Origin of the sequence: Streptomyces sp. NPDC005494 (assembly GCF_042872025.1) — a bacterium.
Taxonomy (GTDB): Bacteria; Actinomycetota; Actinomycetes; order Streptomycetales; family Streptomycetaceae; genus Streptomyces.
In genome coordinates, this window is record NZ_JBIAJR010000010.1 from 109,079 (window position 1) to 124,039 (window position 14,961).

Genomic DNA, 14,961 nt, shown 5'->3' on the forward strand with positions numbered 1-14,961 from the left:
ATCTGCACGGCCTCACGTAAGGGTCCTAGATGCGCACCAAGCAGGCTGTCGCGGCCTTCGCCGTCCTCCTGGCCCTCGCGGCCACCTCATGCGACGACGGCGACGGGCAGGCCGCCTCCGGGAACAGCCAGGCGTCCGCCGCCGGGAACGGGGGACAGGGCGCCCTGGGCTCGGACGGTGACGGCACGGACGGTGACGGCACGGTGGCCGGTGGCGGAGAGGCGCAGCTCGCCTCGGTCGCCGGTGCTGATGAACTGATCCGGCTGATCAGCAACGTCACGACGTGCGAGAGCCCGTCGACGGACCCCGAGGACACCACCTTCACCGGCGTCGACGACACCTCGTCGGAGACCGCGGTGGCACAGGAGTCCGCGACGAACGCGGAGTGGGGCATCGAGGAACGCGCCACGTGCGACGGGGAGGACGGCAGCGCCAACGGCCATCAACTGATCGTCGTCAGCGACATGGCCCGGTTCGAGGCCGCGTTCAAGGCCCGCCAGGAGGAGGAGATCGCCGCAGGCGAGGGGGACACCCGTACGCGGTGGTTCGTCGGCAAGAACTTCGCCGCGCGGATCTACGCCACCGACAGCGAGGAGCGGGACATGCTCTCCCTCGGCACCCTCGGTCTGAACTGCGCGCCCGGCTACACGGCCCCGCCGAACTCCACGACGCAGGACGCCCTCGTCGACGGCTGTGTCCTGACCGACTTCGTCGACGCCTGACGCCTGACGCGAGGGCGCGGTGCCCGGCCGCTCAGTCCTCGTCCGCGCTCCTGCCCGCCGCCGTGGCGATCACGTCGTCCAGTACCTCCCGGGAGCGGCGAAGTTCGGCGATCTTCCGGTCGATGCGGTCGCGCTCCGTGGTCAGGTCACCGACCAGGCGAGGGGTGGCGATCGCGGAGGGGCCGCCGTCCGTGTCCCGTACGCAGGGCAGCAGCTCGGCGATCTTGGAGCTGCACAGCCCGGCGGCGTAGAACTCCTGGATGCGGATCACCCGGTCGACCGCGCCCTCCGGATAGTCGCGGTGGCCGCCGGGGGTACGGTCGGCCTTCAGGATGCCCTGGGTCTCGTAGTAGCGCAGGGAGCGTTCGCTCACGCCCGTACGCCGGGCCAGCTCGCCGATCCGCATGAATGCCTCGCTTCCGGGACTTGAACCTGACACCGGTGTCAATTCTTACCGTTCCGGCATGACGAACGCAGCCCCTTCCCCCGCGAAGCTCTTCGAGACCGTCGAACTGGGACCCCTCACCCTTCCCCACCGCATCGTGATGGCGCCGCTGACCCGGAACCGCGCCACCGCCGACGGTGTCCCGACCCCGCTCATGGCTACGTACTACGCGCAGCGCGCCTCGGCGGGGCTGATCATCGCGGAGGCGTCCACGCCGAATCCGGTGGGGCAGACCTACCCGAACATCACCGCCATCCACAGCCCCGCCCACGTCGCCGGCTGGCGCCGGGTCACCGACGCGGTCCGTGCGGAGGGCGGGCGGATGTTCCTCCAGATCCAGCACGGCGGGCGCGCCGGACACCCCGACACCAGCGGCCTCACGCCCGTCGCCCCCTCGCCGATCGCACTGCCGGAGACGATCCACACTCCGGCCGGGCGCGTGCCGTCGGTGGTGCCCCGCGAGATGACGGCGGAGGACATCCGCACCACCGTCGCGGACTTCGCCTCCGCTGCCCGCAACGCGATCGAGGCGGGCTTCGAGGGCGTCGAGGTCCACAGCGCCAACGGCCATCTGCTCCACCAGTTCCTGGGCCAGGGGACCAACCGGCGGACCGACGCCTACGGCGGGTCCGTGGCCCACCGCATCCGCTTCGTCGTGGAGGTGACCGAAGCGGTGGCGGAGGCGATCGGCCCCGAGCGGGTGGGTCTGCGCGTCTCGCCGTGGAGCACGGTCAACGGCATGGAGGAGGGCGACACCGAGAAGATCTACCCGGCGCTCGTGGCAGCCCTGGCCGACCGGAGTCTGGCCTATCTGCACGTGGGGTACGCCGACCCCGAGGACCCCGTCTTCCAGCGCATCCGGAAGGACTGGCCCGGGACCCTGATCGCCAACCCGGTGCTGCCCGGGGACCGCATCCCGGAGGACGGCGGCCTCGCCCACGGCGAGCGGCTGCTGGCCGCCGGAGCCGACGTCATCGCGCTCGGCCGACCCTTCCTCGCCAACCCGGACCTGATCCGCCGGATGCGCACGGGCGCCCCGGTCAACCAGGTCCGGGACGCCTACATGATGTACGTCGGCGGGGAGACGGGCTACACGGACTACCCGGCCCTGCCCGCCGAGGCGTGAACGGCGCCGCGCGGCCGCGCGGGCAGACCCTGGAAATCCCCGGGCAATGCTGACCAAAGGGGGTTCTGGAGAGGTACTGCGTACATACCGCTGCACCCCTGAGACGGCCCTTACCGTTCGATTACAGTGCTTGCGCGGTCGCACACCAGGGCGGACGGAAGGGGCACGGTGAGCACAGGGACCACAGCTGTCTGGGGCCGTGCCCAGCAGCAGGACTTCCGCAGCCGGGTACGCGGCTCCCTGCTCGGGGGTGCCATCGGTGACGCGCTCGGGGCGGGGATCTCGGGGCTCACGCTGGAGGCGGTGCGTGAGGCCCACGGCACGGACGGGGTGGCCGACTTCGTCGCCGTGCACGGCAGGCGGGGCGCCGTCACCGCCGTCACCCAGCTCACCCTCTTCACCGTCGACGGCCTCATCCGGGCCCAGGTCCGGCGCGACACCGGCGCCTGGCACCCGCCCACCGACGTGTACCGGGCCCATCTGCGCTGGGCCGCCACCCAGAGCGCCTGGGGGCCAGACGAACGCCGTAAGGACAACGGCTGGCTCGCCAGGGAGGAGTGGCTGTACACCCGCCGCGCCCCCACCAGGGAGTGCCTCGTCGGGTTCGGTGACGCCACCATGGGCACCCTCGCCGTACCCAAGAACCCCGCCGCGCGGGACTCGGCCGCGCTCACCCGCTCCGGGCCCTTCGGGCTGCTCGTCGGCTGGGAGCCCCAGCTCGTCCTCCAGCTGGCCGTCGAGTGCGCCGCCCAGACCCACGGCCACGCCACGGCCCAGTTCGCCGCGGGCGCCTTCGCCGTGATGGTGCACGGACTCGCCCGCGGCGAGACCCTGGACGGCTCGGTGCAGCACGCGCTGGCGCTGCTCGCCGAACGGCCGGGCAGCGAGCAGGTCACCGAGGCGCTGCGGCAGGCCCTCGGCTCCGTACGCCAGGGGATACCCGGGCCCGCCCTCATCGAGGCACTCGGGGACACCGACTCCGCCGACGAGGTCCTCGCCGTGGGCCTGTACTGCGCGCTGGTCGGCGAGGACGTACGGCACGGGCTGCGGCTGGCCGTGAACCACTCCGGGCCGTCCGCCGCCACGGGGGCCGTCTGCGGTGCTCTCCTCGGGGCGCTGCACGGCGAGACGTCCCTGCCGCCGGCCTGGCTGGCCGAGCTGGAGGGCCGCTCGACGCTGCTTGAACTCGCCGACGACTTCGCCATGGAGATGACCCAGGGCCCGGCCCTGCACAGCCCGACCGCGGTGGCGCCGGGCTGGCTCGCCCGTTACCCGAGGGACTGAGCCCGGCCGGAGACGGGGCACTGGGCCGGGGGCGGGGACGCCGGGGCTGGGGACAAGGCAGGAGACGGTACCCCGGCCGGAGACGGCCGGAGACGGAGATGGGCGGACGCCGCCGCGCCCGCCCACCGTCCCCGTGCCCCGCGTGCGGGGCAGGTCAGTCCTTCACGCTCTCGGGGACACCGGTGCCCTCGGGCCCCTTCTGGAGGGGGATGCCGGCCGCCGTGGCTCCGCCGCCCACGGGGCCAGGACCGTCTGAGTTGATCTGCTCGATCAACGCGTCACGTTCCGGGGTGTCCTCGGGCTTGATGAAGCCGATGGCGATGTACAGCACCAGCGAGATCGCGAGCGGCAGCGCCACCTGGTACTGCAGCGCGACGTCCGTCTTCACCGAACCGTCGAAGTTGTAGTTGGTGAAGTAGAAGGCCAGCAGACCCGCCGCCCAGCTGGTGAGCGCCGCTGTCGGACCCGACCTGCGGAACCTGCGCAGCAGGCCCAGCATGAACGGGATCGCGATCGGCCCCATGAGGCCGGCCACCCACTTGATGACGACCGAGATGATGTCCTTGAACGTGGGCGAGTTGATCTGGGTCGCCAGCGCCATCGACAGCCCGAGGAAGGCCAGCGTCGACAGCCGCGCGGCCAGGAGGCCGCTGCGGTTGCTCCAGGTGCGGGCCGCCTTGGAGAAGACCGGCGCGATGTCCCGGGTGAAGACCGCCGAGATGGCGTTGGCGTCGGAGGAGCACATGGCCATCGTGTGCGAGAAGAAGCCGACGACGACCAGCCCGAGCAGGCCGTGCGGCAGCAGCTGCTCGGTCATCAGCGCGTAACTGTCCGAGGCGTCGGGCTTCTTGGCCTCGACGAGCAGCGGGGCCACCCACATCGGGAAGAAGAGCACCACGGGCCAGATCAGCCACAGAGCGGCGGACAGGTACGCGGAACGGGTCGCCGAGCGCGCGGAGTCCGTGGCCATGTAGCGCTGGGCCTGGTTCCACATGCCGCCGTTGTACTCGAAGGTCTTGATGAAGAGGTACGCCAGGAGGAAGGTCACGGTGTACGGGCCGGCCGTCGGCTCCGTGTGGCCCTCGGGCAGCTTGTCCCAGACCGTCCACAGCGAGCTGAAGCCGCCGAGCTTGCTCATGACGATCACCAGCATGGCCAGACCGGCGAAGAGCTGGATGATGAACTGCCCGAGCTCGGTGAGCGCGTCGGCCCACAGGCCGCCGACCGTGCAGTAGACGGCCGTGATGATGCCGGTGATGAAGATGCCCTGGGTGAGGGTGATACCCGTGAAGACGGACAGCAGCGTGGCGATGGCGGCCCACTTGGCGCCGACGTCCACGATCTTCAGCAGCAGACCGGACCACGCCAGCGCCTGCTGGGTGGGGACGTTGTAACGGTTCTTGAGGTACTCGAGCGGCGAGGCGACGTGCAGCCGCGAGCGCAGCCGGTTGAGCCGGGGCGCGAAGAGCTTCGCGCCGATGCCGATGCCGATCGCGATCGGCAGCGACCAGGTCACGAAGGACGTGACGCCGTACTGATACGCGATACCGGCGTAACCGGTGAACATCACCGCGCTGTAGCCGGACATGTGGTGCGAGATGCCCGACAGCCACCACGGCATCTTGCCGCCGGCCGTGAAGAAGTCGCTGACATTGTCCACGCGCTTGTGCGACCAGAGTCCGATCGCGACCATCACACCGAAGTAGCCGATGAGCACGGCCCAGTCGAGACTGTTCATGTGCCCCCTCCAGGGGTCCGCCTTGTGAACGGGAACGCACTTCGTCAGTACGGCCGTTCAGCGGGGCCCCGTGCGGGAACGGGGGCTTCGGGGATTGAACCGCCTGCCCGGGTCCCCGGTCAAGGTTTTCTCGATCAGGGATGTGAACGCGGATCAGCAAGGCGAACGATTTTACTAGTTCTTGACCTTGCGGGGCGTTGTCGTGAACGTGACCACGGCCACACGATGAGCGGGCACTTCGTCAGGCTGTGCAGAGACCGAAGCAACAGACCACGAACGCCGAGAAACGCAGAACGACCGCACGGGATGCGGGTCCCGTGCGGCCGGAGAAGGGGAGAAGCTGACCACGTGAAGCTTGTGTACGGTGTGCGCCGACCGCGCAGTCCGTGAGGACCGCGCTGTCCGCGCCCGCACTGCCGAGGCAGTGCTGTGCGGGGTGCGCCGAACGGCGGGCGCTGTGTCCGGGTGACGGCCGAGCCCCCTCGGCCAGGACGGCGGGCCGGGCGAGAGGGCTCCTGGCGGTCGTGAGACGACCGGACGCAGCGCGGCACACGGTTCGGCGTGCCGGCCGGTCGTACGGGTCAGGCGTTGATCGAGCCCGACGCGACGTCCCGCACGAAGGTGTTCCACGCTCCCGGCACGAAGGTGAGCGAAGGGCCCTCGGGGGCCTTCGAGTCGCGCACGGCGATGGCCTGCGTGACGGGCGACTTCACTTCGACGCACGCCCCGTTGCCACCGGAGTACGACGACTTCGTCCAGTTTTCCGTGGCGCCCTGAAGAATAGCCATGTTCACTCCGGTTCAGAGAGTTGATGTGAGTGGCACCAACTTCGTTCCTGTTGGCGTGATCGACGCTACTCGCCAACATCGCTTGGTGGTGCAGCCGTTCACTCGACCGGATGGCATATTCCATGCGGGTCTTCCGTGGTGCGGTGGTGACGGTGTATCTTCCCGCCCCCACCCCACTCACAGGGATTTCACCGGGTGTACTCCTTGACGATGTCGCCGATGAACTGACGGGTCTGGTCCACGTTCAGCGCCTGGGCCCGGAGGTGCTCGTACATGACGCTGTAGCGCTGTACGTCGTTCGCCTTCTCCAGGTAGAGATCGCTGGTGACCCCTTCGATGTAGACGACGCTGGAGTCCGCGGCGTCGGGGAACTCCAGGATGGCGTACTGCCCGTTGATCCCGGGGTGCGCCCCCATCTCGAACGGCAGCACCTGCACGGTCACGTGCGGCAGCTGGGACTGCTCGATGAGGTGCTCCAGCTGCTCGATCATGACCTGCTTGCCGCCGACGAGCCGGCGCAGGGCGGACTCGTCGATCACTGCCCAGAGCCGCAGCGGGTGCTCTGGGGCGTTGACCCGGTCCTGGCGGCGGGCCCGGACGTTCACCCGCTTCTCGATGTCGGACGGCGGAGCCTCCGGCAGCGCGCCGTTGATCAGTGCCTCGGCGTAACTCCGGGTCTGCAGCAGCCCCGGGACGACCTGGGGCTCGTACACCCGGAGGGACTCGGCGTCGGTCTCCAGCCCGATGTAGACGCTGTAGGGGATGTCGCCGAACGCGTGCCACCAGCCCTGCTGGCGGGAGTCCTTCGCCATCTGCATCAGCGAGTCGACGACGCGGTGGTCCTCGACCTCGTACACCCCGCAGAGATCGCGTACGTCGCGCTGGCTGATGGAGCGGCGGCCGTTCTCCAGGCGGCTGATCTTCGACTGCGAGACCAGCAGCCGCTCCGCCACCTCCTCGGCCGTCATGCCCTTGATCTCGCGCAGGCGGCGCAACTCCTGACCCAACCGGCGTCGCCTGACGGTGGGATTGACGTTGGTCGGCACGGAAACGGCACCTCCGGCTATGCAGCTCTTGTAGCTGTGCGTGTCTACTGCTCAGCAGATTGCCACCCGCGCACCCGGCCGCGCTGGGAAACGGCCACACGGGACGAGCGCACGCAAAAGCGCGGGGCAGCCGGTGGATCCGGCTGCCCCGCGCCTGGTGCGGCTCCCGAACCGGGTCATGGGGACGTCGGTGCGGCGATATGGCGGCATTCAGTACTCCGCGCAAGTGTCCGCGCGGTCGTGCGGTCAGTGGACGGAGGTGTGCGCCATGCTTCCGCGACGCGCTTGCGGCTGCAACGGCACGCCTGCCGCCTGCTGATTGCGGCGTGGCTGGACGGCCACACCGTTCTGGACGTCCATCACGGCATGCGCCACGAGACCGCCCATCGGGTCGTGTCTGATCAGATCCCGGAGCCGGGAGCGCGATGAGCGCCCCTCGTTCCCGGGGTACAGGTGCTTGCCGAGACCGACCGCGTGGGCCAGTGCGGCGAGCGCCGCGGTCCGCGGGTCCGGCGGTACGCCGGTGCGGATCGCACTGTCCAGCCTGGACCTGATGTCCCGGCTGATCGCCGTGTCCGTCGCCTGGTAGCGAGTCGTCGGCAGCACTCCGCACATCTGGCCCGCCACGGCATGCACCATGCCGCACCGCTCCAGATGAGCGAGGTAGATCTGGCGAAGTCCCAGTCGGGGTCCGCCGATCCAGTGGACCGCCCGAACCGGACTGCCACGACGGCGCAGCAGTTCCAGTGCGGAGTCCAGAGTCGGATCTCCTGTCGGCCGTGGCATCACCACGGCGATACGATCCCCGTCAGGGGCTATCCGTCCTGCCAGAGCCAGCTCCACTAGCTGTGCCCCGGCCAGGCCGAGGTCGAGCGACTGCGGCTGCGCTGTGGTACCCGTTGTCGGGTCCAGAGCGAGCAGCAGAAGCTCCTCCGGAATTGTTCTGCGGCTCCTGCCCATCCATGCCTCCCCGCGTGGATGTCTGACAGGGTGACCCCTCTCACATTGGTCTGTCGAGGGTGCCTGGGTGCTTTGTGAGGGAACCGTTAGGTATGTCGTTCTCGTCTAGCGGCTCGGCCAAGGGTTCACACAGGACACTGGTAGATGGTTCGGACAGTGCGGGCATGACCCCGCGGCGCATCAAGGAGGCATCGGTGGCGGGCGAGTCCCCCGGCAAGTCGGAGCAGCGGAAGTCGTCGGGGACGACGGAGGAACGCGATCCGCGTCTCGCCGTGTTCCGTGAACCGGGCGCTGAGGCGGACGGGAGTGCGGCGGAGGCCGGTACGGACAGCGCGACGGCGGTCTTCCGCCTGCCGCGCTCCTCGGAGGAGGCCGCCTCCGAGGGCTCCTCGGGGTCCCTGGAGGGCGCGGAGGCGGCCGAGGGGGCCGAGGACGGCTCCAGGACCCGTGGAGGGGCTGGGGAGGCCGCGGAGGTCGAAGAGGGCGAGACGACGGACGTGGCCGCGACGGCGACGGGCCCGGCGGGTTCCAGGGATTCCGCTTCCGGGGACGCGAAGGGGGCCCAGGACGCGAAGGGGCCCGAGGACGCCGAGGAGGCCGATACCTCCGAAGGGTCCGAGGACGCCGAGAACTCCGGGGCTTCCGAGAGCTCCGAAGAAGACGCCGAGAACTCCGGGGCCTCCGAGAGCCCCGAGGACGCCGAGCCGTCCGACGCGCGGCTGCGGGCCGTCGTGGCGGCCTGGGTCGCGGGCGACGACGAGGAAGAGTCAGGCCGAGCCGGTACCACCGCGGACGAGGGCAAGCCCGCCGAGGACGACGTCACCGGCCCTGCCACCGACGCCTCCGTCCCGGCCGAGGCCGACGCCTCGGCCGAGGACAAGGCTGCTGCGGCCGAGGTCAAGACCGCTGAGGTCGAGGACAAGGTCCCGGCCCCTGCCGAGGTCAAGACCGCTGAGGTCGAGGACAAGGTCCCGGCCCCTGCCGAGGTCAAGAGCGCTGAGGTCGAGGACAAGGTCCCGTCCACTCCCGAGGACAAGACCGCTCAGGTCGAGGACAAGGTTCCGGCCCCTGCCGAGGACGACGACGCTGCCGTCGCCGTCGAGGACGCCGTACCCGTCACCGACGAGGACGCGGAGGACGCTGCCCCCGCCGAGGACAACACACCGGCCGACAAGGCGCCGGCCGACGCTCCGCGCATCCCGAAGACCCGCGAGGAGCCCTCAGCGGCGGGGTCCGCCCCTGAGGCCGCGGACGAGGACGCCGACGAGCCCGCCGACGAGGACGACAAGGCCGAAGCCTCCGCCGTCGCCGCGGCCAAGGGCGAGCAGCGAGGAATCGATCACCCGACCACCGCCTTCAAGGCGCCGCGTGCCCCGCAGGTCGACCAGCCGACGACCGCGCTGAAGCTCCCCCCGAGGGAGGAGACCCGGAAGCCCGCCTCCTGGGGCGCGAAGCCCTCCGGTACTTCCGGGACCTCCGGCACCCCTGAGACCCCCGAGGCTCCCGCCGAGCGGACCAGCAAGTTCGTCCCGCTGCGCTCGGACGACGTGCGCCCCGCACCTCCGGTGATCGGCCCCACGGTCACCCCCGACGTCTCGATCGCCGCCGGCGCCCCAGGAGCGCCGGGGGCAGGGCTCACGGAGGCCGAGCGGACCCGGCAGCAGCCCATGCCGCCCAAGCCGCCGCTCGACCTGCTCGCCGAGCTCACCAACACCCCGCCGCCTCCGGAGACGCCGGTCCGCACCGCGGTCCGCCGGGTCAAGATCTGGACGCCGCTGCTGCTGCTCCTGGTGATCGTCTTTGCGATCGCGCAGGCGGTGCGACCGCTGCCGGAGCCCGCGCTGACCCTGACCGCCTCGCCGACGTACACCTTCGGCGGCGAGAAGCTGGACATGCCGTGGCCCGCGGAGGGACAGGGCGCGGTCGAGGTGGAGGGCGTCGGCACCCTCGGCTCGTACGGCGCGGACAAGCCCGCGCCGATCGCGAGCATGGCGAAGGTCATGACCGCCTACGTGATCCTCCAGGGGCACCCGATCACCGGTGAGCAGACCGGTGACCAGATCACGGTCGACAAGCAGGCGGCCGAGGAGGCCGCCAACACGGACGAGTCGATGGCGGGCATCAAGGAGGGCGACAAGTACACCGAGCGCCAGATGCTCCAGATGCTGATGATCCCCTCGGGGAACAACGTCGCCCGTCTGCTGGCCCGCTGGGACGCCACGACCGAGAAGGCGTTCGTCGAGAAGATGAACGCCGCTGCCGAGGACCTCGGCATGACCGACTCGACCTACACGGACCCGAGCGGCCTCAAGTCCTCCACCGTGTCGACGCCGGCCGACCAGATCGCCCTGGGCAAAGCGGTCATGCAGAACGACATCTTCCGCGAGATCGTGAACATGCCGCAGGCCGACATCCCGGGCGTCGGCAAGATCTACAACAACAACACCATCCTCCTGGAGGACGGGGTCAACGGCATCAAGACGGGCTCGTCGACCCCCGCCGGCGGCAACCTGCTCTGGACCGCCGACACCGTCGTCGACGGCAAGACCCGCCGGATCATCGGTGCGGTCATGGGCGCCGACACCGACGGCACCCTGTACGCCAAGCTGGAGCGCGCCATCCAGAACAGCCTCACGCTGATCCGGGCCGCCCAGAAGGGTGTCGACTCCGCGACCGTGGTCAAGAAGGGCCAGGTCGTCGGTTACGTCGACAACGGCTTCGGCACGCAGACTCCCGTGGTCGCCACCAAGGACCTGAAGGCGGTCGGCTGGGGCGGGCTGAAGGTGGAGCTCGATCTCGGCGCCGGCGACGAGCCCCTCCAGCAGACGGCGAAGGCGGGCACCGTCGTCGGAGAGGTCACGATCGGCACCGGCACGGGCAAGGTCTCGGCCCCCGTCGCCCTGCAGAGCGAGATGACGGAGCCGGGCTTCGGGGACAAGTTCACCCGCATCACCTGAGCCGCCCCCCGTCCGAGCTGCTCGTACGGCCCCCTGCCCCACAGCTGTGGGGCAGGGGGCCGCCCTATGGGGCAGCGCGGACAAAATGCCGCGTGCTAGCGTCCCGAAAGCAACGGACGGGCGTCGGGACGCGTCCTTCCGGACGGATGAGGCCGCAGTACACCGACGGTTCGGCAGGCCCGGGCGAGGACGGGGAGAGTCGCAGTGACCACCGCTGAGCCGACGCGGGCGAAGGACGGTCCGTCCGCCGCGAGCGTGTCCGTACGCATTCCGGCCCAGGCCACCGGGGACGAAGGACGCCCGGACGGCTCGGTACGCAGCCGCATACGGCGCCACCCCGTGCTGCTGACGGCCGCCGTCGCCGGGGTCGCGCATCTGCTCTGGTTCTTCTTCTTCGCGAACAGCGGAGGCGACATCGCGGCCCAGGACGCCTGGGCCGAGTTCGTCGGCCGCCACCCGGGCACCGCGTACAACCTCGCCTGGTACGGCGGGATGCACCCGGTCTCGTACAGCGTGGTGTCCCCGTACCTGATGTCGGTGCTCGGCGTCCGTACGACGATGATGGTCGCAGGCACGGTGTCGTCCGCGCTCACGGCGCTGATCCTGGTCAGGGTGCCCGCGGTCCGTAACCCGCTCGCGTGTGCGCTCGCCGGGGTGTTCGCGTACCTGTGCAACGCCCTGTCGGGCCGCGTGACGTTCGGGCTCGGCATGATGTTCGCGGTCGGTGCGGTCGCCGCCGTCTTCTGCTGGCCCCACCGCTGGCGGTACAAGCGGTGGGCGAAGGCCGTCGTCGCCGCGCCGCTCGCCGCGCTGGCCACGGCGGGCAGTCCGGTCGCCGGGCTCTTCCTCGGCGTGGTCGCCGCGGCGCTCTTCCTGAACAAGAGACGCCCCGGGGCGTACGCGATCGGGCTGCCCCCGGTCGTGGTCGTCGTCCTGTCGGCGTGGATGTTCCCCTTCTCGGGTACGCAGCCGATGTCGCTCGGGACCCTGTCCCTGCCCTTCATCTTCTCCGTCCTGGTGTTCTTCCTCGTGCCCCGGACCTGGTACACCGTGCGCACGGCGGCCGCGGTGTACGGCGTCGGGACGCTGCTCACCTATGTGGTCGACTCGCAGATCGGCTCGAACGTCTCGCGCATGGCGATGCTGGTCGCCGGTGTGGTGCTGCTCGCCGCGCTCCCGTACACCGCGCCGCGCACCCGCCGCTGGTACGCCCTGGTCATCGCCTTCGCCGGGCTGAACTTCTGGATCGGTTTCAAGGGCGTCGACGACATCGTCCGTACGGCGCCCACCGCGTCCTGGAACCGCGAGCTCGCCCCCCTGATCAACCAGCTCCAGCGGGTGGGGGCGGAGCGGGGCCGGGTCGAGGTGGTCCCGGCGAGCAGCCACCGGGAGGCGTCGGCGCTCGACTCGTACGTGAATCTGGCCCGTGGCTGGAACCGCCAGGCCGACATGAAGCGCAACCCGCTCTTCTACGACGACACCCTCGACGCCGAGAACTACCGCGAGTGGCTGGACCGCTGGGCGGTGCACTTCGTGGTGCTGCCCACCGGCAAGCCGGACTCCAGCGGGGCGGAGCAGGAGGCGGGGCTCGTCGAGAAGGGGCAGCCGTATCTGAAGGCGGTCTGGAGCGACGCCAACTGGAAGCTGTTCCGGGTCCTGGACCCGGTGCCGCTCGCCGACCCGCCGGCCACGGTGGAACGGGCGGGCGCCGACGAGCTGACGATCCGGGTGCGGTCCGCGGGCCGGGTCCTGATCCGCATCCCGTACTCCCGGTGGCTCGCCGTCGTGGACGGCGAGGGCAAGGGGGTGGAGCGCCCGCAGGAGACGGAGGAGTCCAAGCGGCGTTCGGCGAAGGACGAGAACGCGCCCAAGGACTTCACCAACGCCCACGGCTGCCTGATCAAGGTGGACGAGGACGGGGACGGCGACGAGTGGACCGAACTGCTCGCCCCGCGCCCCGGTGTCTACCGGCTCGCGGCCCCCTACCAGTTCCAGCCGGGCACGCCGTGCCCGGAGGAGCTGCGCTGATCCTGCCGGATCCCTCCCTCCTGGCGGGCCGCACTGGCAAGGTGTCCTGTCATGAGGTGCCAACGGTGCGGCGGCGAACACATCGGCGGGCTGCCGGGCATGAGCTGCCCCCGGTGCGGTTCCGTGGTGCGTTCTCCGGTGGGGAACGACTCCTGGATCGCGCGGGAGACTCTGGCGGGCAGGCTCTCCACGCTGTCCCGGCGGCGGAAGGCCCTGCTGGCGGCGGGCGTCGTGGTGGCCGCCGGGAGCCTGGCCACCGCCGTGTCCCTGCTCGCCGCGGGTGAGGGGGGAGGCCGCCCCGAGGCGGCGGGCCGCGCGGGCGCCGTACCTGCCCCGGTCGGCGGCGGAGCCCCCACCCGGATCGTCCCGGCGGACCCGGACCTCCCCGGTGAGGCCACACCGGGCGCGCCGCCGAGCGCGTCGGCGGCTACCACGGCGGACCCCGGCCGCTACCGCTATTCCGTGTGGGCGGGGCCCGGCTGCACCACCGGCGTCTACGAGGAGTTCGGGCGCTTCGAGAGCGGCGACGCGGGCTGGTACACCGTCGATTCGGGCGGTTTCGAGGGGAGCGCGTGCGACGGCCGGTTCGTCGCCGTCCCGATGTCGGGCAGTCCGGTGGAGGAAGGACGGAGCAGCGCCGTCTGGTCCTGGCACCTCGGAGGCGGCTACCGCGAGTGCGCGCTCACGGTCTTCGTACCCCGGAGCATCCGCGACAGGGACGTGGCGGGCGACCCCTCCGAGTACCGGGTCCGCTCCGACCCGCGCGACCCCGACTCCGCCTACACGGGCTTCTCGGTGCGCCAGCCCGCCCACCGGGGGACCGCCGTGGCCGTGGGGACCTATCCGGTGAAGGGCGACACCTTTGCCGTGCAGCTGACCGACCGGGGCCGCGACTGGGGCGACACGTCACTGGTCGGAGCGCACCACGCGGCGGCCCAGATGAAGGCCTCCTGCCGCTGACCCGCCGCCGCCCCGGCCCTCCCGCCTGCTGACCCGCGCCCGCTGCCCTGCCGCCCCGGCCCGCTGCCCTGCCGCCCCGGTCCGCTGACCCGGGGCCCCGCCGGCACTTGCGTGAGCCCCGGGCCCCCGGGCCCCCGGGCCCCCGGGTCACCGGACGAACGCGGCGTCCCGTTCCGCCAGGTGCGGCGCCGGGCCGGCGGCCCTGAGCACCACCTCCAGCGCGCGGTCCGGGTCCGATGCGTAACAGCCGCTGGCCCAGGCGGCGTTGGCCTCCACGACCGCCCACTGCCCCGCATCGGTGACCCCCACGTCGACCACGATGGCGGACGGCAGGGTGTGTCCCGCGGCGGAGAGCAGCTCGTTGCCGAACGCGACCGCCTCGGCGGAGAGCGGTGCCGGCCGCAGCTGCCCCGAGACCCCGTACCTGCTTCCGGTGTGGACCTGCCCGTCGAGCAGATACAGCCGGTGCTCCTCGTCGAACACGACGACATCGCTCATCAGCACGACCGTCTCCGGATCGACCGCGTCCGGGCCCGGCAGCCGGGATCCGTCCGCGTAGACGAGCGCCCGGATGCTCTTGTCGTTCGGTGACTTGACGAAGACCGGGCGGCGCAGCCCGTACGCCTCGCGGATGGGCACGGCGCGGATCTCACGCCGGACGAACACGGCGGGCAGCCGGGCCAGCCAGTCGGCGGGAGCTTCGAGTGGTGCGACGCCCAGCGCCGGGGCCACGGCGTCCGCGAAGGAGGGGCCCGCGTGCAGATACGCGTCCCCCTCGCGCAGAGCGTCGGGCACGTCGTGGTCCGGCAGTTGCACGGTCCGCATGCCCCGCCGTCGCGCGGCCTCGCGCAGAGCCCGGGCGGAAGCGGTGAGGCGGGGCGGGAGTATGAGGGCCATGGGCCCAGAT

General features: G+C 71.1%; 12 protein-coding genes. 6 read left to right on the forward strand and 6 right to left on the reverse strand.

Going from position 1 to position 14,961, the window contains the following annotated elements:
* Positions 1–29: 29 nt before the first annotated feature.
* Complete coding sequence (locus tag ACFYQ6_RS26850; protein ID WP_388765312.1) at positions 30–722, forward strand: hypothetical protein; 693 nt, start codon at positions 30–32, stop codon at positions 720–722.
* A gap of 31 nt (positions 723–753) precedes the next feature.
* Here ACFYQ6_RS26850 and ACFYQ6_RS26855 read toward each other — a convergent pair whose 3' ends face one another.
* Entirely contained in the window at positions 754–1,128 is a 375-nt protein-coding gene (locus tag ACFYQ6_RS26855; RefSeq protein WP_361575792.1) for a MerR family transcriptional regulator, read from the reverse strand.
* Between the two features lie 58 nt (positions 1,129–1,186).
* Here ACFYQ6_RS26855 and ACFYQ6_RS26860 point away from each other — a divergent pair, with 58 nt between their 5' ends.
* Positions 1,187–2,293: an alkene reductase gene (locus ACFYQ6_RS26860; protein WP_361575543.1), complete on the forward strand. Its 1,107-nt coding sequence runs from the start codon at positions 1,187–1,189 to the stop codon at positions 2,291–2,293.
* A gap of 168 nt (positions 2,294–2,461) precedes the next feature.
* Positions 2,462–3,577 (forward strand): ADP-ribosylglycohydrolase family protein, encoded by a 1,116-nt coding sequence (locus ACFYQ6_RS26865; protein WP_361575540.1) that lies wholly within the window; start codon positions 2,462–2,464, stop codon positions 3,575–3,577.
* A gap of 154 nt (positions 3,578–3,731) precedes the next feature.
* Here the strand turns inward: ACFYQ6_RS26865 and ACFYQ6_RS26870 are convergent, their stop codons facing one another.
* From ACFYQ6_RS26870 to ACFYQ6_RS26885, 4 genes are all read right to left on the reverse strand, one after another.
* Positions 3,732–5,315 (reverse strand): sodium:solute symporter family protein, encoded by a 1,584-nt coding sequence (locus ACFYQ6_RS26870; RefSeq protein WP_361575537.1) that lies wholly within the window; start codon positions 5,313–5,315, stop codon positions 3,732–3,734.
* A 581-nt stretch (positions 5,316–5,896) separates the two neighbouring features.
* Positions 5,897–6,103: a DUF397 domain-containing protein gene (locus ACFYQ6_RS26875; protein WP_145809235.1), complete on the reverse strand. Its 207-nt coding sequence runs from the start codon at positions 6,101–6,103 to the stop codon at positions 5,897–5,899.
* A gap of 188 nt (positions 6,104–6,291) precedes the next feature.
* On the reverse strand, positions 6,292–7,149 hold the full coding sequence (locus ACFYQ6_RS26880; RefSeq protein ID WP_361575533.1) for a helix-turn-helix transcriptional regulator: 858 nt from the start codon (positions 7,147–7,149) through the stop codon (positions 6,292–6,294).
* A gap of 246 nt (positions 7,150–7,395) precedes the next feature.
* Positions 7,396–8,109: a GPP34 family phosphoprotein gene (locus tag ACFYQ6_RS26885; protein WP_361575530.1), complete on the reverse strand. Its 714-nt coding sequence runs from the start codon at positions 8,107–8,109 to the stop codon at positions 7,396–7,398.
* 164 nt (positions 8,110–8,273) lie between these two features.
* Here ACFYQ6_RS26885 and ACFYQ6_RS26890 point away from each other — a divergent pair, with 164 nt between their 5' ends.
* The 3 genes from ACFYQ6_RS26890 to ACFYQ6_RS26900 all read left to right on the forward strand — a co-directional run bounded on the left by ACFYQ6_RS26890 (position 8,274) and on the right by ACFYQ6_RS26900 (position 14,054).
* Entirely contained in the window at positions 8,274–11,066 is a 2,793-nt protein-coding gene (locus ACFYQ6_RS26890; protein ID WP_388765315.1) for a serine hydrolase, read from the forward strand.
* A gap of 204 nt (positions 11,067–11,270) precedes the next feature.
* The gene (locus ACFYQ6_RS26895) at positions 11,271–13,094 is read left to right on the forward strand and encodes an MFS transporter (protein WP_388765317.1); all 1,824 of its coding nucleotides are present in this window, start codon (positions 11,271–11,273) and stop codon (positions 13,092–13,094) included.
* Positions 13,095–13,145: 51 nt separating this feature from the next.
* Positions 13,146–14,054, forward strand: coding sequence for an adhesin (locus tag ACFYQ6_RS26900; protein ID WP_388765319.1), 909 nt, complete (start codon positions 13,146–13,148; stop codon positions 14,052–14,054).
* Between the two features lie 147 nt (positions 14,055–14,201).
* On the opposite strand, the gene ACFYQ6_RS26905 is transcribed toward ACFYQ6_RS26900, so the two are convergent.
* On the reverse strand, positions 14,202–14,951 hold the full coding sequence (locus ACFYQ6_RS26905) for an ATP-grasp domain-containing protein (RefSeq protein WP_388765321.1): 750 nt from the start codon (positions 14,949–14,951) through the stop codon (positions 14,202–14,204).
* Between the last annotated feature and the right edge of the window lie 10 nt (positions 14,952–14,961).

Coding starts and splice junctions, on each gene's coding strand:
- ACFYQ6_RS26850 (WP_388765312.1), top strand. CDS start 30: ATGCGCACCAAGCAGGCTGTCGCGGCCTTCGCCGTCCTCCTGGCCCTC.
- ACFYQ6_RS26855 (WP_361575792.1), bottom strand. CDS start 1,128: ATGCGGATCGGCGAGCTGGCCCGGCGTACGGGCGTGAGCGAACGCTCC.
- ACFYQ6_RS26860 (WP_361575543.1), top strand. CDS start 1,187: ATGACGAACGCAGCCCCTTCCCCCGCGAAGCTCTTCGAGACCGTCGAA.
- ACFYQ6_RS26870 (WP_361575537.1), bottom strand. CDS start 5,315: ATGAACAGTCTCGACTGGGCCGTGCTCATCGGCTACTTCGGTGTGATG.
- ACFYQ6_RS26875 (WP_145809235.1), bottom strand. CDS start 6,103: ATGGCTATTCTTCAGGGCGCCACGGAAAACTGGACGAAGTCGTCGTAC.
- ACFYQ6_RS26885 (WP_361575530.1), bottom strand. CDS start 8,109: ATGGGCAGGAGCCGCAGAACAATTCCGGAGGAGCTTCTGCTGCTCGCT.
- ACFYQ6_RS26890 (WP_388765315.1), top strand. CDS start 8,274: ATGACCCCGCGGCGCATCAAGGAGGCATCGGTGGCGGGCGAGTCCCCC.
- ACFYQ6_RS26900 (WP_388765319.1), top strand. CDS start 13,146: ATGAGGTGCCAACGGTGCGGCGGCGAACACATCGGCGGGCTGCCGGGC.
- ACFYQ6_RS26905 (WP_388765321.1), bottom strand. CDS start 14,951: ATGGCCCTCATACTCCCGCCCCGCCTCACCGCTTCCGCCCGGGCTCTG.